The organism is Photobacterium frigidiphilum (genome assembly GCF_003025615.1).
GTDB lineage: Bacteria > Pseudomonadota > Gammaproteobacteria > Enterobacterales > Vibrionaceae > Photobacterium > Photobacterium frigidiphilum.
Window position 1 is genome coordinate 1 of record NZ_PYMJ01000009.1, and the last position, 26837, is coordinate 26837.

General features: G+C 42.0%; 24 protein-coding genes and 1 pseudogene. 12 read left to right on the top strand and 13 right to left on the bottom strand.

The features are described 5' to 3' along the window. From C9J12_RS10760 to C9J12_RS10770, 3 genes and pseudogenes are all read left to right on the top strand, one after another. Window positions 1-272, top strand: a 272-nt coding sequence (locus C9J12_RS10760) for an integrase core domain-containing protein (protein WP_146150082.1), incomplete at its 5' end; no start/stop codon positions are given. A 169-nt stretch (window positions 273-441) separates the two neighbouring features. Continuing rightward, complete coding sequence (thiM, locus tag C9J12_RS10765; RefSeq protein ID WP_107242718.1) at window positions 442-1266, top strand: hydroxyethylthiazole kinase; 825 nt, start codon at window positions 442-444, stop codon at window positions 1264-1266. Window positions 1267-1274: 8 nt separating this feature from the next. Next, a pseudogene (locus C9J12_RS10770) lies at window positions 1275-1418 on the top strand (thiamine phosphate synthase); the annotation flags it as partial. A gap of 71 nt (window positions 1419-1489) precedes the next feature. Here C9J12_RS10770 and C9J12_RS10775 read toward each other — a convergent pair. Next, window positions 1490-1960, bottom strand: a complete 471-nt coding sequence (locus C9J12_RS10775) for a YehS family protein (RefSeq protein ID WP_011219011.1) — start codon at window positions 1958-1960, stop codon at window positions 1490-1492. 361 nt (window positions 1961-2321) lie between these two features. On the opposite strand from C9J12_RS10775, the gene C9J12_RS10780 reads away from it, so the two are divergent. After that, window positions 2322-3098: an enoyl-CoA hydratase gene (locus C9J12_RS10780; protein WP_107242719.1), complete on the top strand. Its 777-nt coding sequence runs from the start codon at window positions 2322-2324 to the stop codon at window positions 3096-3098. A gap of 146 nt (window positions 3099-3244) precedes the next feature. On the opposite strand, the gene C9J12_RS10785 is transcribed toward C9J12_RS10780, so the two are convergent. Further along, window positions 3245-4627: an MFS transporter gene (locus C9J12_RS10785; RefSeq protein WP_107242720.1), complete on the bottom strand. Its 1383-nt coding sequence runs from the start codon at window positions 4625-4627 to the stop codon at window positions 3245-3247. Window positions 4628-5156: 529 nt separating this feature from the next. Between C9J12_RS10785 and C9J12_RS10790 the strand changes: the two genes are divergently transcribed. Then, window positions 5157-6347 (top strand): amino acid aminotransferase, encoded by a 1191-nt coding sequence (locus C9J12_RS10790; RefSeq protein ID WP_107242721.1) that lies wholly within the window; start codon window positions 5157-5159, stop codon window positions 6345-6347. A gap of 123 nt (window positions 6348-6470) precedes the next feature. Here C9J12_RS10790 and C9J12_RS10795 read toward each other — a convergent pair whose 3' ends face one another. After that, the gene (locus C9J12_RS10795; protein ID WP_006233675.1) at window positions 6471-6776 is read right to left on the bottom strand and encodes a hypothetical protein; all 306 of its coding nucleotides are present in this window, start codon (window positions 6774-6776) and stop codon (window positions 6471-6473) included. A 321-nt stretch (window positions 6777-7097) separates the two neighbouring features. Then, complete coding sequence (locus C9J12_RS10800; protein WP_107242722.1) at window positions 7098-7508, bottom strand: MarR family transcriptional regulator; 411 nt, start codon at window positions 7506-7508, stop codon at window positions 7098-7100. Window positions 7509-8063: 555 nt separating this feature from the next. On the opposite strand from C9J12_RS10800, the gene C9J12_RS10805 reads away from it, so the two are divergent. Further along, complete coding sequence (locus C9J12_RS10805; RefSeq protein WP_107242723.1) at window positions 8064-8678, top strand: DUF2982 domain-containing protein; 615 nt, start codon at window positions 8064-8066, stop codon at window positions 8676-8678. Here C9J12_RS10805 and uhpC read toward each other — a convergent pair. The 7 genes from uhpC to C9J12_RS10840 all read right to left on the bottom strand — a co-directional run bounded on the left by uhpC (window position 8675) and on the right by C9J12_RS10840 (window position 17670). Then, window positions 8675-10006, bottom strand: a complete 1332-nt coding sequence (gene uhpC / locus C9J12_RS10810) for an MFS transporter (RefSeq protein ID WP_107242724.1) — start codon at window positions 10004-10006, stop codon at window positions 8675-8677. The two genes, C9J12_RS10805 and uhpC, sit on opposite strands and share 4 nt — an antisense overlap. 65 nt (window positions 10007-10071) lie before the next feature. Then, a complete protein-coding gene (uhpB, locus tag C9J12_RS10815) occupies window positions 10072-11667 on the bottom strand; it encodes a signal transduction histidine-protein kinase/phosphatase UhpB (protein WP_107242725.1) in 1596 nt (531 codons plus the stop codon). Then, window positions 11667-12275 carry a transcriptional regulator UhpA gene (uhpA, locus tag C9J12_RS10820; protein WP_107242726.1) on the bottom strand — a complete coding sequence of 203 codons (609 nt, stop codon included), beginning with the start codon at window positions 12273-12275 and terminating at the stop codon, window positions 11667-11669. Before uhpA ends, uhpB begins: the two co-directional genes overlap by 1 nt. A gap of 239 nt (window positions 12276-12514) precedes the next feature. Further along, a complete protein-coding gene (uhpT, locus tag C9J12_RS10825; protein WP_107242727.1) occupies window positions 12515-13915 on the bottom strand; it encodes a hexose-6-phosphate:phosphate antiporter in 1401 nt (466 codons plus the stop codon). Between the two features lie 430 nt (window positions 13916-14345). Then, window positions 14346-14999: an MBL fold metallo-hydrolase gene (locus C9J12_RS10830; RefSeq protein WP_107242728.1), complete on the bottom strand. Its 654-nt coding sequence runs from the start codon at window positions 14997-14999 to the stop codon at window positions 14346-14348. A 250-nt stretch (window positions 15000-15249) separates the two neighbouring features. Then, a complete protein-coding gene (locus C9J12_RS10835) occupies window positions 15250-15798 on the bottom strand; it encodes a YcbK family protein (protein ID WP_011219023.1) in 549 nt (182 codons plus the stop codon). 153 nt (window positions 15799-15951) lie between these two features. Continuing rightward, window positions 15952-17670 carry a L,D-transpeptidase family protein gene (locus C9J12_RS10840; RefSeq protein WP_107242729.1) on the bottom strand — a complete coding sequence of 573 codons (1719 nt, stop codon included), beginning with the start codon at window positions 17668-17670 and terminating at the stop codon, window positions 15952-15954. A gap of 513 nt (window positions 17671-18183) precedes the next feature. On the opposite strand from C9J12_RS10840, the gene C9J12_RS10845 reads away from it, so the two are divergent. Together C9J12_RS10845 and C9J12_RS10850 are read left to right on the top strand one after the other, a co-directional pair. Beyond that, the gene (locus C9J12_RS10845) at window positions 18184-18678 is read left to right on the top strand and encodes a MarR family winged helix-turn-helix transcriptional regulator (RefSeq protein ID WP_107242730.1); all 495 of its coding nucleotides are present in this window, start codon (window positions 18184-18186) and stop codon (window positions 18676-18678) included. Window positions 18679-18892: 214 nt separating this feature from the next. Then, on the top strand, window positions 18893-19738 hold the full coding sequence (locus tag C9J12_RS10850) for a LysR family transcriptional regulator (protein WP_107242731.1): 846 nt from the start codon (window positions 18893-18895) through the stop codon (window positions 19736-19738). Here C9J12_RS10850 and C9J12_RS10855 read toward each other — a convergent pair. Continuing rightward, window positions 19698-20468 (bottom strand): TSUP family transporter, encoded by a 771-nt coding sequence (locus C9J12_RS10855; RefSeq protein WP_107242732.1) that lies wholly within the window; start codon window positions 20466-20468, stop codon window positions 19698-19700. The two genes, C9J12_RS10850 and C9J12_RS10855, sit on opposite strands and share 41 nt — an antisense overlap. A gap of 190 nt (window positions 20469-20658) precedes the next feature. After that, entirely contained in the window at window positions 20659-21543 is an 885-nt protein-coding gene (locus tag C9J12_RS10860) for a LysR substrate-binding domain-containing protein (RefSeq protein WP_107242733.1), read from the bottom strand. 193 nt (window positions 21544-21736) lie between these two features. On the opposite strand from C9J12_RS10860, the gene cuyB reads away from it, so the two are divergent. From cuyB to C9J12_RS10880, 4 genes are all read left to right on the top strand, one after another. After that, complete coding sequence (gene cuyB / locus C9J12_RS10865; protein ID WP_107242734.1) at window positions 21737-22447, top strand: cysteate racemase; 711 nt, start codon at window positions 21737-21739, stop codon at window positions 22445-22447. Between the two features lie 497 nt (window positions 22448-22944). Then, on the top strand, window positions 22945-24528 hold the full coding sequence (locus tag C9J12_RS10870) for an L-lactate permease (protein WP_107242735.1): 1584 nt from the start codon (window positions 22945-22947) through the stop codon (window positions 24526-24528). Window positions 24529-24679: 151 nt separating this feature from the next. Then, entirely contained in the window at window positions 24680-25399 is a 720-nt protein-coding gene (locus tag C9J12_RS10875; protein ID WP_107242736.1) for a (Fe-S)-binding protein, read from the top strand. A gap of 12 nt (window positions 25400-25411) precedes the next feature. Beyond that, entirely contained in the window at window positions 25412-26821 is a 1410-nt protein-coding gene (locus C9J12_RS10880) for a LutB/LldF family L-lactate oxidation iron-sulfur protein (protein ID WP_107242737.1), read from the top strand. Window positions 26822-26837: the final 16 nt, after the last annotated feature.

The window sequence follows — 26837 nt, forward strand, 5'->3', positions numbered from 1 at the left end:
TCTATCAACAAACATTGAGTGATCACCGAATAAAACCGTCAATGACAGATGGTTACGACTGTTACCAAAACGCATTAGCAGAGCGAGTAAATGGGATATTAAAGCAAGAGTTCCTCTTGTATCAATGTAAGAACATCAGGGAGCTTACTAAGCTCGTCGATGAATCGATATATATCTACAATAATATGAGACCGCATCTGAGTTTGGGTATGCAAACGCCAAATGAAGTGCATGAAAAAGGCCAGCAGCTAGCGCTACTGGCCGATCAATAAACCGTCAACGTATTTTAGGACGTGACATGTTATACGTGGGTTAGTAACAGATATTAATTGGTAATAAGCCTTGATTAGTCATAACGTTGATTAGTAATAAAAACTGACTAGCAATAAACATTGCTTGGTAATAAACACTGGCTAGCAATAAACAAAAAGGAATGGATGCATGAAAAAGTGTGACCTCGATTACACACAGTCTATCTGTGATGCTTTAAATACGCTGCGCCAACAAAAGCCACTCGTGGTAAACATTACTAATTACGTCGTCATGAATAATACCGCCAATGCTCTGCTAGCGATTGGCGCCTCTCCTATCATGGCGCATAGCCAAGAAGAAATGGCAGAGATGATGAGCTTTGCGGGCAGTTTAGTGATCAATATTGGTACCCTAGACTCAGTCTGGATTCCTCGTATGATCTACGCAGTAGAACAAGCCAACGCCAATAATAAGCCAGTCATACTCGATCCTGTCGGTTGTGGGGCAAGTGCGCTACGTACTAATACCGCACGGCAGATTGTGGCATTAGCCGATCAATTGACTATTCGTGGTAATGCATCTGAAATTATTGCTCTTGCAGGCGAACAGGCTCAATCGAAAGGCGTAGATGCACTCGATAGCAGCGATAAAGCCGTTCACGCGGCACACCATCTTGTGACACAAAATAACTGTAGCGTCGTGATCTCTGGTGCAACAGATTATATTGTTACCACAACAGCAACCATTGCGCTTAACAACGGCCATGAAATGATGCCTTATGTGACAGGTATGGGCTGCTCTCACACTGCACTTACTGGCGCATTCGCTGCAATTGGAGAGCCTACAGGCTTAGCTGCAACCGCTGTACTGGGTATTGCTGGAGAGATAGCAGCTCGTGATGCAGCAGGACCAGGTAGCTTACAAGTAAACCTATTGGATACGCTCTACCATCTTGATGAGGCTGTATTACGAGAATACATTCGCATTAATCTTGTTGAAGACGGATGTCACTAAAAGGTCATGCCATTTTCCCGACGCCAACCAAAACCGACACCGTCTATGCGTGGGGAATCGATGGCTTAAGCAAAGCCGTTAAAACCAGTAAATTACCGCTTGTCGCCATTGGTGGTATTAACAAAGAGAACATTCAAACAGTCGCCAAAACACGCGAATACAAAAAAGGCCACCCATAATAGGTAGCCTTTTCTTTATCTGTACTTACTTATTTACTTTCTCTTTATTCAGCTGATTCTGGACGAATATCTAGCTGAATACCTTGTAAGAAGTTACGTAGAATTTGATCTTTACATTCACGGTAGTGCTTGTTGTCCGGCTTGCGGAAGAACGAGCTAAGCTCATGCTTACTTACATCAAACCCTGAAAGCTTTAAGATATCAACAATATCTTCAGCCTTAAGGTTCAAGGCAATACGCAGCTTCATGAAAACCATGTTATTCGATAAACGTTTTTCAGGTTCAACTTGAGGACCTTCTTTTTTACCACGCTTAACATTGATCAAACCATTTAAGAAAGTTGCTAATTCAATATCACGAATTTTTACAAAGTCTGAATCATCATCTTTCTTCAACCAATTGCTGACCTGCTCGCGCGTCACCTCAAGTTCAGCAGCGCCGAAGATTTCAATCATCTTGCTGTCGTTAAAATCAAAGGTAAAGCGAATACGGCGCAAGATATCGTTATTGGTCACAAATATGTCCTAGTTCAATGGCAGCAGCATCAAAACGATCCACTGCAAAGTTAGTAGCCGATTATTTTAACAGATTTCACCACAACCTCACCACTTTCTCGTCTTCCATCGATTAAATTATCAAATTAATAGATAAGAAAGACGCATTACAGCTTATTGATCGCGTCAATATCTGACTGAGGTAGCTCTATCGATGTAGGTACTTCAACCAGAATAATAATAGTAGCCCAAATGCCATACAGTGCAGTAAGAAGCTAAAACTGAAAAATAAACGCACAACTTGTAAATATAAAGTTAAACGTATGTTTGAATTTGTGCCAGAATAGTGAAGGGGAAATAAATTATAGAATGGAAGCTTACTATGTCTGACTTTATTAGCGTTCAACATGACCAACATATTTACACTATTTCAATTGATCGCCCTAATGCTAAAAACGCACTCAATATCGAAATGTACACAACCTTAGCGAATATACTCATTGAGGCTAATAACGATGATAGCGTACGGGCAATATTATTAACCCACACAACCGAGGTATTCTGTAGCGGCAATGACATGCATGATTTTTTACACATGTCTCAGGGTACTTTAAACAATAGCGACAGCCGCCAACAGGTTGAACGCTTTATGGTTGCCCTACTCAACTGCCGTAAGCCCATTGTAGCAGCCGTGAATGGCGCAGCTATCGGTATTGGAACTACCCTACTCCAATATTGCGATTTTGTGTTTTGCTCGCCTCACACTCGCTTTCAGACCCCATTTACCCCACTGGGCTTATGCCCTGAATTTGCTTCTAGCATTCAGCTCGAAAAAATCATTGGCACAAGAAAAGCAAAGGCAATGCTCATGATGGGTGAGCCAATGATGGCAAGCGAAGCTGAGAGCCTCGGTTTCGTTAATCAAGTGGTTGATAGCCCATTCAACAAAGCGCAAACCTACGTCAAACAATTAGCGAGTCTTCCACCTAATGCCATGCGCAATACGAAAGCCTTATTAAACGCATCGTCAATCGAGCCATTATTAGCCTGTATTGAAATAGAAAATCAGCTGTTGTTTGATTTATTAGCACAACCGGAGGCAAAAGAAGCCATTTCGGCATTCCTTGAAAAACGCGCGCCTGACTTCAGTCAATTCTGAGCCAACACTTCTCTAACAAGGCAATTTCAGGACAAGACGTGCTGAAAGCTTAGATGCTTAGATGCTTAGATGCTTAGATGCTTAGATGCTTAGAAATAGACAAGCCGACGAATCGTCGGCTTGTTTGAATGTTATAGAGAAATAATTTAAGCCGTTGTAGCTTGCGACTTCAGCGTTGAACTACGCTGGGTTGCTGACGGTATTTTATTTGGCTCATCTTCATCTTTCACGAAAACAACCAACATACCTGCAAATACCATTGATGCCCCACCTAAGACGATTGCCATCATGGTGTCACCGTTAAATGCCCAGCGAGTAAAGAAGCCCAGAATACCTGCAGCTAGAATTTGAGGTAATACGATAAAGAAGTTAAATACCCCCATGTAGAACCCCATTTTCTTTGCAGGTAACGCACCAGCAAGGATCGCATAAGGCATACATAGAATACTTGCCCACGCTAACCCTATACCCACCATATTCAGCATTAACATGTTAGGTGATTCGACTAAAGACACCGTTGCTAAGCTGATGCCACCAATAATTAAGCTCAGGCTATGTACAAATTTACGGCTTGTACGTCTTGCAAGCCATGGCAGTGCAAAGGCAGCCAGCGCAGAAATACCGTTATAAGCCGCGAAACATAAACCCACCCAGTCAGCACCTTCGTTATAAAGTGCAGAGCTGCTATCTGTCGCACCAAAAATTTGAGAGGTTACCGCAGAGGTGGTGTAAATCCACATTGCAAATAAAGCAAACCAAGAGAAGAATTGCACCATGGCTAGTTGCATCATGGTTTTAGGCATAGCACGGAGATCAGTCAGAATCTCTTTCATACTTGCTTTTTCTTCGGGTTCAGATGCCATTTTCACATCCGAAATATCTTCACCGTTGAATACTGCTAATTCTTTCGGTGAATATTCTTTGGTGCGATAAACCGTCCATAAGATAGAACCTAGGAATACCACAGCGCCACAAAGAAACGAGATTTTAACAGACGGTGGTACTTCACCAACAGGTGCTGTATTTGCAACATTGAATACGTTACTCAGCACATATGGCATTGCAGAAGCAATAACAGAACCCACACCAATAAAGAAGGTTTGAACCGCAAAGCCTTCTGTACGTTGATCGGATGGTAGATTATCAGCAACTAACGCTCGGAACGGTTCCATCGACACGTTAATTGAGGCATCTAAGATCCACAACATACCAGCCGCGACCCAAAGATAAGGTGAATACGGCATAACGACTAGCGCTAGCGATGATGCTATTGCACCAAATAAAAAATATGGACGTCGACGCCCTAACGGCGTCCAGGTTCGATCACTAAAGTAACCAATAATAGGTTGTACAAGTAAGCCTGTAAGTGGTGCTGCAATCCATAAGATAGGGATTTGATCAATACTCGCACCAAGGGTTTCGAAAATTCGACTGACATTGGCATTTTGTAAACCAAAACCGAATTGAATCCCCATGAATCCAAAGCTCATATTCCATATTTGCCAAAAAGATAGGCGTGGCTTTTCCATTTCTCTTTCCCAAAGTAATTCCAATTCTATTAAATGATCGTCTTTTACTTTTCGAAAATCACTTAGGAGAATTGGAGCATTCCTTTCAATCTAATCACTCTTAATATTCACTTAAGTAATGATCTAACAGTAAACAAAGCTTTTTTATACTTTGGATACATAACCTGATAAAAATCATTGTATTAGAACGATTTCTTTCGGGATGCAATCCTATGACAGACACTACCCTACCAACCGTGATCAGACTCACATCAACAAGTTGCAGTTGTAATTATTTTGGTTAAATAACTACATTTATAGTAATTATTCGGCGAATTGAACGTTAAATATCCATTTGAGTGGTAAAGTTTCAACAAGGAAAGCGAGGGGAAATATTGATGATATGTAGTAAAAGTTAAGCAAACGTTCTAACTAAGGCGTGCTACAGATTTTTTTACCGCCAAATTGTTACAATTTCTTGTCAACAATCCACTGCAAAGGGTATAAATAGACTACTAAACAAATTATTTCTTAGCATGGATGACCACTAATGTTTGAAAAAATCACTGCAGCGCCTGCCGACCCTATTCTTGGCTTAACTGATGAGTTTAAAAATGATACTCGCCCAGAGAAAATTAACTTGGGTGTCGGTATCTATAAAGACGAGTCAGGAAACACGCCAGTACTTGCTACAGTAAAAAAAGCAGAAGCTATTTTGCTGGAAAAAGAAACGACTAAGTCATACTTAGGCATTCCAGGTACAGCAGAGTACGGTCTTGCCGTTCAGCAGTTATTATTTGGTGCTAACGCTACTATTATTTCAGACAAACGAGCTCAAACAGCACAAGCTCCAGGTGGTACAGGCGCACTACGTGTTGCTGCCGAGTTTATTAAACGCCAACTAGGCGATGTGAAAGTATGGATCAGTAACCCAACATGGGCTAACCACAACGGTGTATTCGCGGCTGCAGGTTTAGAAACGGCTTCTTACTCTTATTACAATGCAGAAACTAAAGACATCGATTTTGATGCCGCTTTAGCTGATCTTGCAAACGCAAATGAAGGCGATATCGTTTTACTACACGGTTGCTGCCACAACCCAACAGGTATCGACCCTGTTGAAACTCAGTGGCACCAGCTAGCGGCGTTGTGTGTAGAGAAAAAGTTACTGCCAATGTTCGACTTTGCATATCAAGGTTTCGCCGTGGGCGTTGAAGAAGATGCACAAGGTTTACGTATTTTCGCCGAGCAGTGTTCTGAATTATTGGTGGCGAGCTCTTTCTCTAAAAACTTTGGTCTATACAACGAACGTGTTGGCGCGTTCACTCTTGTAGGTACGAATGCAGAGCAAGCTGCAACAGCATTTAGCCAAGTGAAAAGTATTGCTCGTGTTATTTACTCGAACCCGCCAGCACACGGTGCAGCAATCGTTACCCTGATTCTAAATGATGAGGCATTGCGTAATGAGTGGGAACAAGAAGTCGCCGATATGCGTGATCGCATTCAAGAAATGCGCACACTTTTCGTTCAAACACTAAAAGACTGTGGTGTTGATGCTGACTTCAGCTTTATTGAACGTCAAAATGGTATGTTTTCGTTTTCTGGCCTAAACAAAGACCAAGTAAATCGCCTAAAAGAAGAGTTCGGCATTTACATTGTTGGTTCTGGCCGCATTAGTGTTGCTGGTATGACAAAGAACAACATGCTGCCATTATGTAAAGGTATTGCAGCAGTACTTTAAGAGCTCGCTATTACTCTAAATAATCGGCAAATAAAAAGGCGCTAATCAGCGCCTTTTTTACATTTTTACGAATAACCTAACTGCTTTATTATAATCGTTTTGTTGATGCGACTGCTGCGCACATTAGCCAGATTTACCTAAAGGTAGCACATTACAAAAAAGTTCCCTTTCATACTGAGTCTCTAATTGTGCTCGCCAAGGTTTTGTTGATATAGGTACTAAATAAAAAGTTTCACGTGTTGTATCTGTAACAAACGCCATGCCATGTCTCATTAACTCGTAATGAATATCATGAACAAATCCAAGCGAGAAGCTCTGCCTTCCCGTCAATTGATTAATATCATCGCGCGTTAAACATACCCCTTGCTCATCTTCAGCAAAACGATTACGAAGCCAGTCAGAAAATTCTCTAGCACTTATCATTGTCATAAAAGATTGCCTCCGAGTGTCATGGCTAGGTACCTGATAAATTTCACTTCGTTATCAATAGTTATAGCAGAGAGACAAAAAATAGTCATATTTGTGACACAGCTAAAGGTATCAATCAATAAAACAAGGAAATGAATAGAATTCTTATTCGTAAGAAATGACGAGGTAAACCGCATGATAGAAGGGACTAATAAGGATAACAAGCACAGGGATTATGCCAAAGTCTTATAAGTAAGAATAATGAAAAAAAATTGGAATTTAGACGTTAAAAAAGAGTGGGGACACCCGCTTCTTAAAATTAAGAAGCGGGGTTAGCTATAATTAAGCCGCTTTATAAAGCACTTTATTACCTGCTAATTGGATACGCTCAACTAAGCCTTCTTCAGCTAGTTTTTTAAGCGCACCAGTGGCCCATGAAGCCGCTTTCGCATCTTCTTGGCCAGCCTGAAGACCAATACCTTTCGGATTTAGACCTTCTGGATTGCTAACAACAATATCCAGCACTTGTTGCTGCTTTGGAGTTAAAGACACTTGAGCCGCAGCAGGTGCTGTAGCTTCAACTGGCTTTTGCTCTTCAACAACTTTTGACGCTGGTACAGCAGCTTTAACTGTTTCTGCAGTTGATGCTTTTTTTACAACAACTTTCTCAGCTGTTGGCTTTGCTACCGCTACAGTCGCTTTAATACGCTTTTGTAACTTAAGCTGAACTTTACGTTTGTGAGAGATTCTCATTAAATTTCCTACTCCGTTGCACTACTTTCAGTCACCACTGTTCCAGCGGGAAAAAGTAAGCGCGTGTTATACCAAGTATGTTAGAGGAATGCCAGCAAACGGTTATTTAACATGCAACAAAGCCTGACTTTACTCAAAAATAGAAGAGAAGTTCTCACTTTTAACAAAAAGATCGCTCAATTAGTGACAAAATCATTCCTACTGCTGTGATGTTTTTCTGTTGTAAAAATGATAATAAAATAGGGTAAACCATTGTGAAATGGTTAATTAATACGATAAGAATGAAGATGAATAGCCTATTAATCGACCTGTTGCATAGTTTACTTGCTTTAGAGGTTATTTCTCGAAATATTTCATCTGTAATTGAGGTTCGATTAAGCAGATATGCCAAGATTACACCATACTATTTAAAGTAGTTATTTTAATCGTATAACCATCATTAATCTCCTAAACACATGCTATCGGCTACTTTAAAAACGCTGATTCAAAGACAAGAGAACACTATTGAATACGGTATATATAAAACCACCAGTACCTAAATCAGGGGCATACTTGATGATATTTAGCCTTGTGGCATTAATGCTGCTTGGTGTTGGTGTGTTTTTATTTCCACAAGCCAATGGTGCCGCTATAGCCATTATTCTTATCATCTGCATCACACTTCTTATCGTCGCGATCAAACAATCCAATGATACCGAACTGTCTTTCACCCTTACTTTTATGCATTTGCAATACCATAGCCCAACGGGGGGATGGGTAACAAGGTGGCAGAATATTAGCGAAATTGGCCCTGCAACTATTTCAAAAGAAGGTTGGCATCAAGCCTTGCCATGGGCGGGGGTGAAGATTAAGGATTACGACGAATTTTTAAATACAATTTGCCCTCGGATCGCCAGTGAAATACTGATAGAGCAGCGAGGGCTATTGATATTGGCGTACAAGCAATTAACGCCCCCACCCCATGAAATCGAAGACATGCTTTTTGATGATACCCATTACATTACTTCCAGCGGTAAAAGAATGAAGGGGTTGTTAGCCATGCTGGCAAATAGAATGCGATACAACCGTGAATTACTCGGTTACGATTTTTTTATTTCAGAAGACGTACTCGATAGGCCAATAAATGATTTTATTGGCCTGACGCGACGGTATATTGCAGACTCTCGCTAACTAACGACTACATTTACATCTGACGTTTGTGCTTTTAAAAACGGTAACAACAGTAGCCCTACCACTGCAGCGGCACATGAAATAACCGTAAAGAAGCCAGCCCAATGGTATTGCTCCATAACTAACGCCAGAGGATACCCAGCTAAAGCCGCCCCCATGTAAGCAAAAAGGCCAACAAAGCCTGTAGCAGCGCCTACAGAGTCTTTATGCGAGCATTCTGCAGCAGCCATACCGATCAACATCTGAGGTCCGAAAACAAAAAAGCCAATCGCAAAGAAACATCCCGCTTGAAGCACAAAACCAGTCAGAGGCATTAACCACAAAGCCGCAACCGATAAAAAGATCCCAATTGCAAAGATCAGGTTCATGGGACCACGGTTTCCATCAAATAATTTATCTGAGCCCCAGCCTGCAACTAAAGAACCAACAAAACCACCAACTTCGAATAACGACAAAGCAGCATTCGCGGTGATTAGACTGTAATGATGTTGTTCAGTCAGGTAGAGATTACCCCAATCATTGATGGCGGTTCGCACGATATAAACAAGAACATAGCTAAAAGCCAGTAGCCAAATGTACTTATTATTTAAGACGTATTTCCTTAATATTTCTGTGTTAGTTAAGCCTAATCCTTCATTTTCTTGCGCTAACTCTAGCGTATCGTTACGCCAATGCCCGACAGTCGGCAACCCCAATGTCACAGGTTTATCACGCAAGCGCCAACAAAGAAATAGTCCCACAAAAACCGCTAAAATACCGGGAATAATAAACCCATATCGCCAGCCGTAATGCAGCGTTACAACACCCACAAGTAAAGGGATCAACGCCCCTCCTACATTATGTGCTGTATTCCATAAAGACCACCAAAAGCCACGTTCTGAACGGGAATACCAAGTTGTCAGCAATTTAGAACAAGAGGGCCAGCCCCACCCTTGAAACCACGCATTAACCATCCACAATAAGGTGAATATAACGATAGAGCTAGAAAAGCCAAAAAGAATATTCACGATACCCGTCATGACCAATCCTATTCCCATAAAATAGCGGGGGTTTGACCGATCAGACACGATGCCAGATAGAAACTTAGAAACACCGTAAGTAATATAAAAGAATGTACCCATTAAGCCAATATCTGACTTATCGAGCCCTAAATCAGCAATCATTGCTGGCATCGCGTAATTAAAGCTTTTGCGAGTGAAGTAAAATAAAGCATAACCCGCATACATGGTAAACATAATATGAAAGCGCCAGTACTTATAAAGCTCATCGATTTGCTTTGGATCTTTCACTGGCTGTACATGCTGTTCCGACTTTAAAAAACCGATCATATATTTAGGTCTTCATTTGAAAAATAAATAATGGTGTCGTAAGAAACGTATTGAACGTTCATGATTTAGAGCTTGGGTAATACAACATGTAATGCTGTACCGGGCTGTTGGGTGCCAGAATCACTACTAAGGGTAAATTCCCCTCCTAAGGCTTGCACCCTTTCTTTCATTCCACGTAAACCAAAACCACGTAACGTCTCTTCAGGTTTAAACCCCACACCATTATCTTTTACGGTTAAGTAGACATCTTGCTCGAAGGTTACTGTGATTCTGGCTTCAGTCGCTTGTGCATATTTCACCATATTATTTAACGCTTCTTGGCAAATTCGATAGAGTGTTACGCTGGTCGCATCGCTTAAATCTAAATCAACATCCGTCGGTTCATTCCAAATAATGGTTGTCGAAATCCCATTTGCTTCGCACTCTAACTCGCGCACTAGCTGGTGAATTGCCTCTTCTAAACCAAGGTCGTCTAACGTTTTAGGCCGTAGCTGCGTTAATAACCCTTTCGTGGTGTCATAAATATTCAATGACAGGCTTTCAATGGTTGATGCGCAACTCTCACCCATCGGGGTATTTTCAACCCGCTTTAAAATGCTGGCTTGAGTACGAATAGCGGTAATATTTTGCCCTATTTCATCATGTAGCTCTCGGGCGATATCTCGACGCACGGATTCTTCAGCTTTTACTAATTGACGGGATAAATTGTGATTGCGATTTAACTCATGCCTGAGCTTTTGATTCAATTCACGTTGGCGTTGAATACCCATACCCAGCAATATTCCCGTTAAACTTTGTGCAGACAGCGACAGTAATAAGTCTGTAATTTCCATATTACTCACGCCACTACGGGCGGCAATTAAGGCCACGCTGTTAAGCAATGTACCTAATAGTGCCCCTTGCCATCCGTAACGAAAAGCGAGCAAAATAATAGGAATGGCTAAACAAAATGGCGCAAAGCGACGTAACTCTTCAGGTAACCCAACTTGAGCTGCAATACTTAAGGCAAACAACACAACATAGATAACCACGTGTCTGCTTCTTAGCTCAATGGGTTTAGATACAAGATTAACCGTTAAGGGGATCCACGATTTCTGGAACAAATAACTCCAGATTAAATAGCAGCTTGGCACCAACATTAAACCGCCAGTCACACTCACAAGAAACACCATCCATAATGAATACAGTGGTGCTGTGATCAATGCGGCGTCTTGTGCACCCTGCATCTGTAAGCTAAGTATTTGAGAACTTAGTATTTGCGAACTAAGCATTTGTGAACTAAAGACTAATACATTCAGTAGCGCAGTTGAAAAAATGACGACGCCCATAACGCACAACCGACGCCATTGAGAACCATAATAATATTTTTGTGCAAACCAAATAATCGGCACACTTATCAAGCTGGCAGCTATCACTGACAACCATTGCGGCTGATCGAGTAAAATTGCCAATGACACCATTAACCACCATTCAGCACCGTAAACCGCAAGCCAATAACGTTTGGGGGTATGTAATACGGTGCCAAGACGCAGAGCAAAAGGGAAAAGTAAAATCGCGAGCTCTGGTTCCATGATGAAATAATAGGAAAGCACCCATAAGCAAAACCAGCTACAAGATATCAGTAACCAACCACATAAAGATGTTATGCCGTAATTTCGCATTACACTGTTTCACTCTCGAAGCATTTCGCAAGCTCTACATTGTTTTTGACATTCAACTTATCCATGGCATTAGCACGATGTACATGCACCGTTTTATGACTTAAACCAAGGCGAACAGCGACGGTTTTAACATCTAAACCTAGTGCTAGCATTTCACCTATCTGACGTTCACGTTTGGTCAGTTGCTCTATGGGTTGTCGACTGCGGTTGGGGGTCACCAATTTCATTGTAAGATCGGGCGTTAAATAACACCCCCCGCTCGCCACAGTTCGAACCGCTTGTACGAGCTCATCAGGGCTACATCGCTTGGTTAAATACCCACGCGCACCCGACTCTAGCGCTTTTTCTACAATTGCCGCTGAATCATGCACGCTTAACATAATGCAAGATATACCAGAAGGAAGATCGGCTAATAATGAAAGGCCACTTTCATCAGGCATAGAGATATCAAGAATACACACATTAGCGTCTGAACCCGGTAATCCTTTGCGTGCTTCTAAAGCAGAGCCAAACTCGCCGACAACATCAATATCTGCTTCCAGTGACAATAGTTGAGCAAACCCAGAACGGACAATAATGTGATCATCAACCAGTGCAACTTTGATCATCTGTAAATACCCAAGAAAGTGTAAAAAGGAGGCTAAACTACATCCATCCTACGTCGCAAGCAAGGTAGAAAAAATGCTAAAGAACAACCAACATGATATTTCACGGTTTTATTTATGATTGCACTTTACTGTCACGAGGGGCAGTTTATCTTTCGTAGTTACATTTTACTCAAGATAAAAAATACCCTCATACAAAAAAGCCACCCTCATAGGTGGCTTCTTTCTACGTATTATTCAAATTATGCAGCGTCTGTTACTAGCTGTTTTTGTATGCGTTTTTCACGTCGGATTTTTTTCTCTTCGGCGATGGCTACGAAAAGTAATAACACTATACAAATCGCAGCTGACGCATCTAATGCAGCAAATGTACCCTTCCAACCTGTTAGGCCAAAAATAGGCGTACCATCAGCAATCATACCTAAGCCCAATTTCGCAAAGCTATCACCAATAAGGTAAGCAAACGTACCTTTTACGCCATCAGCAACACTGATCGCTTTTTTCGGTACAAAGCCAACGGCTGCAACACCAATTAATAACTGAGGACCAAAAACCAAGAAACCAAGGGCGAATAATGAACCAAGGTACATGTATTCATTCGTTGCATGCTGGTAAAACTCAAGAGTGAAAATAATAAGCACTAATGAAACACAGGCAACGATTGCACGGCGACCGTTCGCCAAATCAGATAGGTAACCCCACATTAACGTACCGACTAATGCGCCTACTTCAAATAAGGTAAAGCCCGTAATTGCCGTTTCTTTCGATAGACCCAGTTCTTGATAAGCATAAACCGTAGACCATTGATCGATACCAATACGTACCACGTACAAGAAGATATTCGCGAAACAAAGTAGCCAAATCACTTTATTTTTCAGCACGTATTCCATGAATATTTCGCGCTTCGTCATCTGGTTTTCTTCGGCTTCTAGATCTTCAGCGCTCGCTTCTTCACCAAATAATTCTTCAGCAGTACCTAAACCATAAGCTTCAGGTGAATCGTTACCATAGCGTAAACCAATAAAACCAAGGACAATTGCAATAATGGACGGGAAGACGAACATACCCACCACGTGACCGCCGAACAGGTAGTTCGAACCAAACAGTGCAACACCAGCAGCTGCCGCGCCACCCACGTTGTGAGACATATTCCACAAACCAAGATACGAGCCACGCTTGTTACGCGGTGTCCACTTAGTGATTGTAGAATAACTTGAAGGACCACCCGTACTTTGGAAAAAGCCGCTTAAGCCATAGAAGGCAATCATCAAGAATAAGCTAACACCTGAGCCGCCCATGCTGACACTGAAGCCCAGCATTGCGATACCTGACAGAATCAACATGAATGGAAGAAATTGTTTTGTATTCTTTCCGTCAGCGTAATAAGAAACAGCGGTTTTACCAATGCCGTAAGTAATTGAGAAGCCAAGACCAATTAAACCAAGCTCTGTCATCGACAGGCCATAGGTAGAGATCATGTCATTTTGGGCAACGTTAAAGTTCTTACGAATTAAATACATTGCCATGTAGCCAATAAATACAACCAAGTATGATTGAATAAATGGTTTAAACCACATTTTACGGCGTTCTTCTACAGGCAGATCTAAGGTCGGTTTTCTGACCTGTTCCAACAATTTTAACATGTGAAACCCTCTACAAATTTGTTCAAAATAAGCCTGCTTACTGAATGTTATGAACATTACGTAGCATTCAGTAAGCAGAATCGCTGGATATCATCAGGGCAAGAAGAGTTATTATTTTGTCCAGCGATGACCAATTAAAGACAAAACACATATCGGGGGGGAAAGTGTTTCATTGTAAAAAGCCAAAAGCGATGATGAACCAGATTTGTAGAGAATTTTAAAGACTACCAAGAAGGCTGGCTTGAGAAGGCGACCTAAAACAATTAGGAATAATTCCTAGTTCTAGGTGTTTTGTCAGAAAAGCGTGAAAGTAATCACACTTTCATTAAGGATAAGTACAACAGCTACACAAATGATAAATAAGATTGATGTGAAAATAAGGAGACTCTACTGCTATCCCCTTATTCTTAGATACTTACCTAGATTGGTATTAATACAATGGCATCTCATCAGCAACAAACGGGTTAGATACACGCTCATTACCAAAAGTAGACAACGGACCATGACCCGGAACAAAAGTCACATCATTGCCAAGCGGCCACAGTTTGCCTTTGATGGAATCGATCAATGTTTGGTAATCACCTTGAGGGAAATCTGTACGCCCTACGCCACCTTTAAACAGCACATCACCCACAAATGCCACTTTTGCATCATCATTAAACAAAATAACATGACCTGGGGTATGGCCTGGTGTGTGAATAACCTGAAGCTTCTGATTACCAATAGTAATTTCATCGCCTTCAGATAGCCATTGAGTCGGCGCAAAAGCTTCTGTTAACGGGAAACCAAACATTTCACTCTGGCGAGGTAAACCTTCAAGCCAGAATGCATCATCTTTATGAGGACCAATAATAGGAACATCTAATTCAGCGGCTAATGGCGCAGTACCACCAACATGATCAAGGTGACCATGGGTCAACAACAGTTGTGTCACATTCAAACCAAGCTGCTGAGCTTTTGCTTTAAGAAGGTGGATATCGCCACCTGGATCCACAATCGCCGCTTCTTTAGTTTCATCGCACCAAACAATAGAACAATTCTGTTGGAATGGGGTAACAGGAACAATTTCAAACTGGAGACTCATACGTCCTCTTTTCCTAAACTGATGCCATTCTTGATAAGTAGATGATCAGTACTTGTCGAGATTGGCATAACATTAAAACTAGAGGCAAGAATGCCATGCTTGCTGCCAAAAGGGAATGAAGAGTGGCTATATCGAAGGCTTAAAAGTCCGAAGAAATAATAGGAGAATTAAGAGTAAAAGAAGAGTTTCAAAATAAAAAATGTATTTAAAGCGAGAGAATCCCCTCGCAATCAAGCATAAATAGGCCATATTACCAGCGGCGAACAGGGCCTGTATCAATATGAACAAAATTACTTTTAGGGTAATAACCAACACCACCGAGTTGCAAATCGATGGCTGCTTTGCGCACTTTAGATAAAGACACACCTTCTAGGTTAAAATCTATCGCTTGACCTTTCATGTGATAGCTCTTGGTTGCCACGCCACCTTTCTTTTGTAACATCTTATTGGTTGCCGGAGAGCGATAACCTGAAATAATACGAACTTGGCCTTTATGACCTAAGTTTGCTTGAATTTCAGTAATGGCATCAAAAAGACGTTTATCCATTTTAGCCACTTCATTTTGTCGGAAATCACGGCAAATATTATCAATGCGTTTTAACTCAGTTTTAATGTAGCTTTCACCGTTAAAAAACTCACTGTCTATATCTTCACCAGTGTGAATATTACACAGTGAAATCTTACGTGGATTGGTAGCTTTAAAAGGACTCGCAATCGCCATACCTGGCACTAGACATGCACCTAACGTGAGTCCACCAGCAATCAAAAGCTGACGGCGCATGTAATTAAAATCAGACATCGAAACAAAACCAAAATCAAACGAATAAAAAGGTGTACTACTTTAGTAGCTCAAGCAAGATAACGTTCAGGTAATGTTCAGTCAAATAGCAAAATGACAAAAAAACACTGCTTTTTTATCAAAGCAGTGTCTAATTATTGAGAAATAAGTAATTTAATGATTGTAAGCTGATGTATATTTTTGATCGCTTTGCGAACCACCGCTCACTTTATCGTATAAATACACATCATCACGGAAGTTTACAAGCCCACCGTCATCAACCCAAGCAGTCTGATAAATGAGGTGTACTTGCACCTTATTCCGAAGGCCTATTGTCTTGGTTTGCTTACGTCCCGAGAGCTCATAAAAACGCTGCTCTGTAACGCCAGAATAATTGAGTAGGATTAATGCCAAAACATCAGCATTCTCGACCCTTACGCACCCTGAACTAAATGCCCGGTCATCTTTATTAAATAAGCTTTTTGCTGGGGTATCATGTAAATAAATCGAATTATCGTTCGGTATAATAAATTTATACAAACCCAACGCATTCTTATTGCCAGGCTTTTGACGTAATCGATACGGAAACGTTTTTGCATACAACATGCTTGGATGAATCGTATGTATTGGAATTTGCTCTGAACTGTTCCAGCTTCGAATTACCGCATAGTTATGGCGGTACAAGTAACTTCTATCTCGACGAGCTTTAGGTAAAATGTCTTTTCGCATAATCGACTTAGGTACATTCCAATAAGGATTAAATACCACTGAATTCACCTTCGATGATATTAAAGGTGTGCGACGACTTGGACGACCTACTATCACTTTACTATCGAATACATGTTTATTATCAAGCCATAAATTAAGCTCATAACCCGGAATATTGACAATTAACACTGAATTATATTCTGCAGGCCATAAACGTACTCGTTGAGCGTTTAACGCCAAAACACGAATACGTTCTTTTGGGGTTATGGCTAGCCAATATCGCGTTTTAGGTCCAATAACGCCATCGACCTTTAATCCATGTCGTTTTTGAAATGTTTTAACCCCTAGTGAAAGTGGAATAGTCAGTGAGCGGAGTTGAGACGTCCGCATTCTATCAGCATCGTATTCTGTTATATCTCCCATTCTTTCAAGAATAGTGATGAGGCTGTCAGGATCTTTAAGGCGATCGCCTAGTCGGATAATCCCCTGCTGATAGAACCCAGGCCAATGTTCAGATTCTGATACTTCTAGTGTCTGCATTGCCAGTATCATTTTATTGTAATTGTCATTTACAGGCTTAAGCGAGGTAACAAAATAACGCATACGATTATTGTCAATCGCATCAAGCAAGCGCCCTGTTTGCATCTCGGTAGGCAACGGTAATGGTACATCGACGCCAGTTCCAAATAGCCAACCACGACCAAATTCAGGCAAATTTTCGATATAACTCATATACGCTAACAATGTATCTGTCGCCAATAAATCATACTGGCGCCAATCATTCGCTAATTTGTAATGTTTAAGTTGAGAGTAGCGGCGAGACAAATCAGAACTAACACCCGAAAGAGTGACAATACGTAATTGCTCTTCAAGTTCAGTAGCTGCAAATGCATCTTGCCAGATGGGAGTGTAAGCAATAGAGGCATAAAGCTGTGCGAGTTTATCAATATATTGAATAGATGAGAGATCATCGGCAACTTCTTTCACCCAAAGTAGCGACTTTTGCTGTTGCAATGCGGTTTCGGGTGACACCACAGGCTCAGATATAAATTGTTGCTGTGTGTTAATGCTTTGCTCAGATAGAAGAGCTGGTGTTGGCGTTAACACCGGCTCATTTGCTGACACACTTACGCTGATGATTGAGCTAAGCAGTAAAGAAATACATGATTGCCGTATCATTGCCATTACTATTTCCCCAAGGAGCACCACATAAGTATGGCAAATACGCTTGCCTTTGGGCTTAAATGTAGCTTGTACTGGCAATTTAACTTGTTTCAAAAATACAACAACGCCTGAGTGCTTACACGTTATTCTCAAGCTTAAAAGCTATCATACTGATAGATAAAGGCTCGTTTCAGCGAAAATTCTGCATCTTGAAGTATCTTGGGTATATATTAAAAACGAGGCATAAAAAACGCCCCTGCATCAGTAAAACATTTGCATATTTAAGCATTTTCTCTTCAAATAAACACCGAAAAATACATGCTGTATATATCATTGAGATGAAAATCGTTTAGTGCACTAAACTTTTTATATCAAACGAATATCGTGAAATGCATCAATATAATGGTTCTTAGCATGTCGCTATTTTAATCAAGTATATCTGAGTTATGAAAAATGTCGTCCAGAGCAAAAACTAAAGCTTCCATGTTAGTTCAGTTTGTTGTATTTTCGCGGAAATTATCTTTGGAGAGTTAAATGGACAAGCACGAAGAAGTTCTCATTGCCCTTCGACAAATCATCCGAGCAATCGACCTGCACTCAAGAAAATTGAATAAAGACGCAGGATTAACTGGGCCGCAACTTGTTTTGATGCGTGCTATCCGTGATTCCGGAGAAAAAGTCACTATTCGCCAGCTTTCAAATAACACCAATATGAGCCAGGCGACGGCAACCACCATTCTAGATCGTCTTGAAAAACGAGAATTAGTGGTACGAGAAAGAAGTAAGCTAGATAAACGAAAAGTACACGCACACCTAACTGAAAAAGGTATCGAGGTTATTGCGAAAGCCCCTCTTCCTTTACAAGACAGTTTTGTCTCTCAATATCAAGATCTTGATGATTGGGAACAATCTTTGTTGTTGTCATCAGTTCAGCGTATCTCTTCGATGATGAATGCAGAACATTTAAATGTTGCACCACTTTTAGAAGTAGGCAGCATTACGCAGCAAGAAACAACGACAGAACAATAATTAAGCCACTTAGCTTATTCCTTTTGTTCATTGTTATTGCTCAATAAAGAAGGCTGGTTATATCGGCTTTCTTTATTAACACATTTTTATACGCCAACAGTGAACGCATTACTCCCTTCAATCACAACCTCTTAAATAATAAATGCCCAAACCCTAGCTTTCAGCCTAAAGCATGATTATATTGATTCCAATAATTCAATGATTGGATAACAGTGTGCTACTTGAAGGAATCGAAACATTACTGGTGTTGGCTAAAGAAGGCACCATGAGTAAAACAGGTAGCCGTTTATATATAAGCCAATCAGCCGTCAGTAAACGTATTGCAAGACTAGAGAAGAGATTAGGAAAGAAATTAATCGAACCTGCTGGTCGCCATATCAAACTAACAGCCGATGCCATTACGCTTATTGACAATGTCGGACCAAGCTATAAAGAAATAAAAGGGCTGATTTTTGATCAACAACCTTATCAAGACCATACTCCCATTTATCTCGCCTGTTCCGAAACCTTAGTCGCTGGCTATCTGGGTAATATGATGGGGGCTTACATTCAGCACGACCCGTACATTAGCATTACGACTCACCATACCCCGTTCATCATCGAGAGAGTGCAATCTGGCGATGCAACAATTGGCTTTTGTGCCGGGCATTTAACCCCCCAGCATGGCCTGTCGACCCGTCACCTATTCAATGAGCCTTTCTCTGTTATTAGTCACCAACCATTGCGACAGCAGCCCCAGCAACTACTTGTTAATGACTTCAATAATCCATCAAATGCCAACCAAGCCAGTTTGCTTCAAAAAGCAGGCATTATTCCGTTAATGGAGATGGACTCTTATACGGCTGCAGCACAACTGGCATTAGGTGGTGTTGCACCTGCATTAGTACCTGTTTCGATCATCAAAACCTTAAAAATCGAACCAATTTACTGCCATCATTTTGAGTTTCTTGATGAGCTCACCCGTCCGGTTCATTTATGCTACCGCCCGAAGAGCTATCAATCAGAGCGTGTTAGTAAGCTTATTGAAACCATTGCGGATTCTGTTCCCAAAGCAATTTAATCGCCATTACCATCGAGATAATCACGACCATAGGTCGGATAAGTTTCTGCCCTTTAGAAATGACTACCTTGGCCCCCATACGTGCACCAATAAAGCCACCAACCGCCATCAACAACCCTATTTCCCAAATCGGTAGCCCTGCCATTATAAAGAATAATAATGCGGCAAAGTTCGACGTGAAATTAAGAATCTTGGTTCTTGCCGTTGCTTCCACCAATCCAAATTGAGCAAGAGCAACAAAACAAACCGTAAACAAAGAGCCCGCACCTGGTCCAAAAAATCCATCGTAAAATCCGATACTAGTACCAACAGTGAAAGCAAAGGCATTCTCTGACAGCTTTGGTGTGCCACCTCCCTTACCCGTTTGAGGGGCAAATAGAAAATACAACGAAATACACACCAGTAAAGCAGGGATCAAACTTGTTAGCACACCCGCATCAATGCGCTGAACAAGCACGGCACCAATGGCAGAGCCAATAAACGTAAACACAATCGCGTTACGCATTTCCTTCAAACTGACAAAACCATTTCGAACAAAATATAACGAAGCAGAAAAGCTACCAAACGAACCTTGAAGTTTATTGGTGGCCAATGCTTGAGCAGGCGGCACACCGACAGCAAGTAAAGCGGGTACGGTTATCATTCCACCACCGCCAGCGATCGCATCAATAAAACCCGCCAAACCTGCCACTAAAAAAAGTAACCCAAGAATTTCAAACGACAAGTCCATTTAATAATGTCTCTTTTAACAACCAGTAAGAGCGATGACGGTAACACTACGCACGAATAACGAATAGCGAAAGATAGGACGACAACCTATTCCACCTAGGAATTGGTAGTGGAATGTAACCAATGAAATGAAGTCACATCTTTTCCCGAAATTTAAGAGTTCGTAAACTCACCGGTATAATTGCGTCGATTCATTCACCGTTCAAGTTGCGCAATGTTTGCCATACTTGCTCACCTGCTGGGTGTAAACGAGCCTGATAGCGATAAGCATAATAGGTGATCGGTAATCGAAGATAGGGTTCACCGACAACCGCCACTTTCCCGCTCGCCAATTCTTCCTGTATAGCATAATCCGGTAACCAAGCGACTCCCTGCCCTTTGAGTACCAGTACTTTAAGTAAATCTGTCATCGATGATAAAAATACTGCCTTCAGGTTAACCTGATCACGAATAGCTTCAATTTGACGCCCCATATAAGAACTCGGACTGTATGCCAACCATGGCACTTCTTTGTCTTTGGTGAGCTGATAAAGTGGTTTCCCCTCACTATTACACGCACAAACGGGCAACAGCTCCGCCTGTCCAATTTGTAGTGATTGATAGGGTGGTAACCGAAGCAACTCATCATCAAATGCTAATAACAAATCGCAACTACCTTCTTGCAGCTCCTCAATCGCCTGATCGACATCGATCGCTTCAACACTCAATAAGGGGCTATGCTTACCTGCCAATAACTTAGGTTGAATAGACGGTACAAGGCTGGTTGCTAACGAGTGGGCTGCCGCCACCCGAACCATATTACCGCCAAGTTTTGATAAATCAGACAGCTGACCAATTCCATCCACCATTTGGTTCATCAGGCTACGGGCTGTTATCCGAAATAGTCGACCACTGGGCGTAAGAGAAACAGGTGTCTTGCTTCTGTCTACCAATTCTGTGCCCACCATATGCTCCAATGCTTTAATCCGGCGACTAAATGCTGGCTGGGTCACATTACGTATTTTTGCTGCCATAGAAAAATTTCTAACATCCGCGAGCGCCAGAAAATCTTCTAACCACTTACTTTCTATATTCATAAGATTTGAGCTAAAGATAAAAAAGTAGTATATCGAAACGAGTAAGCTATCCAGATATATTTCAAGCACTCATGATCACAGTTTTATTATTTAGTCATACGGATTCGGCATAATAGCCTCAGCAACGGCATTTCAAATCAAACCACCGTCACCTTATAGTGATTGCAGTTAATAATACTGTAGGAACAATAACATGAGCAGAAAATTAGGAATTCTTGGCGGTATGGGTCCATTAGCGACTGTTGAATTTATGCAGAAAATTATTTCACGTACCCCTGCTCATAATGATCAACAGCATATTCCGATGCTTGTTAGTAATAATCCGCAGATTCCAGATAGAACCGCGTATCTTATCAGCAACGGTGAAGATCCATATCCAGCACTAAAAGAAGGGATGGAGCAGCTACAGCAGGCAGGCGCCGAATGTATAGTCATGCCCTGTAATACTGCCCATTATTGGTACACCCGCCTAACCAATAGCTGTAACGTGCACACCATCAGCATTATTGATAGCGTTGTTGACGAAGCAAAACACCGTCGCTACCGCACCGTCGGTCTACTCGCGACCACAGCAACAATGATGGCAGGTATGTACCAAACAAAACTGGCTCAACAGCAAATCGATGCTATCGAAACAACCGATTCAGAGCAGCAAGCAATAATGAACGGGATCTATGCGGTCAAAGCGGGGAATGTGGAGCATGGTAAGCAACTTATGCAACCCGTCTTTGAAGCAATGCTTAACCGTGGTGCTGAAGCCGTTATTTTTGGTTGTACCGAAATACCTGTCGCGCTCGCAGAGCAGACAATTTCTCAACCGCAGCACTGTTTAGATTCTCTCGACATTTTAGCTGAGCAGTGTGTTCATTGGGCCCAAGCAGATGCACCAGAGCTCGTCGCATAATCTTGTCTTAGAATCGTAAATATCTAGAGAAAGTTTACAACAAGAAATTCATCAATCCCCATGTAATGTCGTAATTTTACGACATTACATTTTCCCTTCGTCATTCCCATTTTTAATCATTCAGTAAAAACACCCTAATCCGCTATTAAACACACACTTCTATTGGTGCATTGCTACAAAATTATTGTTTCCAATACTGCTCTAATCAGTTCTCAGCAAAAAGACCAGAAAAAAAGTAAGTGTTTGAAAGGTACTGAATTAATGATACAGGGTTGATTTAACATCTAAACATCAATCACAAATTGATGATTTGTCTGATGAAACCATCAATAAAAAAACATAGCGCCAATCCTCTTGATACTTAAAATATTCTACTCACGACGTCGTCATTGCAATTTCGTTAAACAAAATTACAAAACAGAAAAGACCATTCCAGCCTTCATTGCTGAGAAATGGCGTTCTATAACAATAAGATTCACGATGGAGTGAAAGTACCCATGTTAAACCTGATTATTTCGGTAGTCCCTATTTTGCTACTGATCTGGATGATGACCAAGCGTAATGCTTTACCATCCCACATTGCTTTACCCACAACAGCTGCATTTATTGGTTTACTACAACTTTTTTATTTTGGTTCAGATTTCACCCTTCTTGGTGCCAATATTATTGCTGGAACCCTGTCAGCCATTACGCCAATATCCATTATTACTGGCGCTATTTTGCTTAATCGTACTATTGCATTATCAGGTGCAGAAGACGTTATCCGTCAATGGTTGGAAACAATCAGCCGAAATCAAGTCGCCCAATTAATGATCATTGGCTGGGCTTTTGCCTTCATGATTGAAGGAGCATCTGGTTTTGGTACCCCGGCTGCGATTGCAGCACCTATTTTAGTCGGGCTTGGATTCAACCCATTAAAAGTCGCTATGCTTGCCTTGGTTATGAACTCTGTACCTGTTTCTTTCGGTGCGGTGGGTACGCCTACATGGTTTGGCTTTGGCAATCTTGGACTTACGGAAGCCGAGCTGTTAATTACAGGCCGTAATTCTGCGCTGATGCATGCTATTGCTGCTTTTGTTATTCCCGTTATTGCGCTTCGCTTTGTCGTAAGCTGGCAGCAAATTCGCCGTAATATACTGTTTATCCAATTAAGTGTGTTGGCTTGTACTATTCCGTACTTTCTACTCGCACAGTGGAACTATGAGTTCCCTGCACTCATTGGTGGTGCCATTGGTATGGCGGGTTCCATTTTACTTGCGCGTTCTAATATCGGCTTAGAAACCCAAAACGAGAGCAATCTTAATAAAATTAAGCATGTTTCACGGTCTCAAATTATCAAAGCCATGAGCCCAACACTGATTCTAATCAGTATTTTGATTGTCACCCGCATTCAACAGCTGGGTATCAAATCCATGCTGAACGATGCCACGCCATTATTCAATTTCCAGCTAGGCGCATTCGGTGACCTATCTATCAGCCAAGCCCTGATCATCAAGCTAACCAATATTTTAGGTACAGATACGGCATGGGCCTATAAGACCCTGTATGTGCCCGCCCTGATCCCTTTCTTATTGGTTGTACTGATTTCAATTCCAGTATTAAGCCTAACCAAGCCAATGGTTAAGCAAGTCTTCACCGAAACGGCAAGCCGAATAAAAATGCCATTAATCGCCCTTATTGGTGCTTTGATTATGGTCAAACTCATGATGATGGGTGGCGACAATTCACCAATAATGACAACGGGTCGCGCTTTCTCCGAACTAACGGGTGCTAACTGGCAGTATTTCGCCTCATTCTTGGGCGCACTCGGTGCCTTTTTCTCTGGTTCGGCAACCGTGTCTAACCTCACCTTTGGTGGGATCCAACAAACCATCGCTCACACTGTCGATCTACCACAAACCACCATTTTGGCACTTCAGTCAGTGGGGGGAGCGATGGGTAATATGGTCTGTATCAACAATATTATTGCCGTCTCAACCATTTTGGGAATCGCCAACAAAGAAGGTTACATCATTAAACGCACAGTCATTCCGATGATGCTTTATGGGGCGATTGTCGCGGTGGTGAGTGTGTTTATCTAACCCTACAAAATACGCACCGCTATAACAATAAATCCGGCAGCAATGACTGCCGGATAACCTACGGCCCCGAGAGTTAATCGACAAGGGCGAGTACAGCAACTTCGGTTGCCAAAACGAAACACATGGCGGATCACCGTCAACTGGAGCAATTATGAAGGTAAACTTTTTCGTCACCTGCTTATGCGATACCGTGAAAGCCGAAGTGGCTAAAAAAACGGTCATGCTACTTGAACAGCTTGGCTGCGAAGTCATTTTTCCCGAGCAACAAGGATGCTGTGGCCAACCTTCGCTAAACAGCGGGTATATCGAAAGCAGCAAGCCGGCCATGAAAAATTTAATCAAGGCATTTGAATGCAATGACCTGCCAATTGTTACGCCAGCTGGATCGTGTGCGGCATCGATCAAACGCTACCCTGAATACCTCGCCGATGAACCCGAATGGGCAGAACGAGCACAACATGTTGCCGACCGTCTGTTCGAGTTAACGCAATTTATTGTCAACCAGCTAGGAACAGTCAATGTAGGCGCTCGTCTTGAAGGCCGAGCTGTCTACCACCCATCATGCAGTTTGATCCGCAAACTCAATGTACGAGAAGAACCATTAGCCCTACTTGCTAACGTTGAAGGATTAGAGATGCTACCCATCGAAAATCAGGAAACCTGCTGCGGTTTCGGCGGCACGTTCTCCGTCAAAATGGCTGATATCTCCGCAGAAATGGTGAAAGAAAAGGTCCATCACATTTCAGCGGTTGAGCCTGATTACTTAATCGGTGCTGACATTAGCTGTTTGGTTAATATTGGTGGACGTATTAGCCGTGAAGGCAAACCTATAAAAGTATTGCACATTGTCGATGTGCTGATGAGCCGCTAAGGAGATCACACTATGTCAATGAAAACCAGCAAACTAAAATTCAAAGAACGCATCAAAGTTCAAATGAAAGATGACTTTATGCGTGAATCTGTCGCCAATGCCCAAACCCGCATGTATACCAATCGCCAGATAGCGGCTGATAAATTGGGTAACTGGGAGCAGTGGCGAGAAATGGGCATGGATATTCGCGACCATGTGCTAGAAAACCTTGATTACTACCTACACCAGCTTAGCGAGAACGTAAAAAACAATGGCGGACAAGTTTTCTTCGCCCGTACAGCCAGTGATGCTACCAACTATGTAGAAAGCATTATCAAAGCGAAAAATGCTAAAAAGGTGGTGAAGTCCAAATCAATGGTCACAGAGGAAATTAACCTTAATCAGATCATTGAACGTAATGGCTGTGAGGTCATTGAAACAGACTTGGGAGAATACATTCTACAAGTTGATGATTGCGATCCTCCATCGCACATTGTCGTACCCGCTTTACACAAAAACCGTTACCAGATCCGCGATATCTTTAAAGAAAAAATTGGCTATCAAGGCAGTGAAGACCCTGAAGAGCTGACTCGATATGTCCGTGATTATATTCGCCACGACTTCTTGCAAGCCGACATAGGGATCACTGGGTGTAACTTTGCGGTTGCCGAATCAGGCACTGTTACACTGGTGACCAACGAAGGTAATGCGCGATTAGCGACAAGCCTACCCAAAACCCATATCGCTGTTATGGGGATGGAGCGTATTGTTCCTACCTTTGAAGAACTCGATATTGTCATCAGCCTACTATGTCGTAGTGCGGTTGGTATTCCGCTCACGGGCTATGTAACTGCACTAACCGGTCCTCGTGAGGAAGAGCACCTTGATGGCCCAGAAGAGTTTCACCTTGTCATCGTCGATAATGGACGCTCTGATATTCTAGGCTCAGAATTTCGCGACATTCTACGTTGTGTACGTTGTGCAGCTTGCGTTAACACTTGCCCTGCTTATCGCCATATCGGTGGTCAGTCATATGGGTCTATATACTCAGGTCCCATTGGTGCAGTGCTGTCACCCCTATTAGGTGGCTACGATGACTTTAAAGATCTGCCCTACGCCTGTAGCTTGTGCCGAGCCTGTCATGATGTATGTCCGGTCAAAATCCCTCTTTCCGATCTGCTACTCAAACACCGCCAGAAAATGGGAGAGGAAAAAATCACCCCGCTTGCCGAGCGAGCTGCAGTAGGCGCCTTTAACATCATAAATGCTCACCCACTCTTGTGGGATAAGACGGTAAAAATAGGGGCAACCGTAGCAAGTGGTTTGATCCGAAACGGTAAACTGCCTTTGCAAATGGGGGCTATTAGCGAATGGACTGAAGCGCGTGATCTACCGCAGCCTGATGGTCAATCTTTCCGTAGCTGGTTCAAAAACCGTAACTAATTTTAGGAGTGGTAAC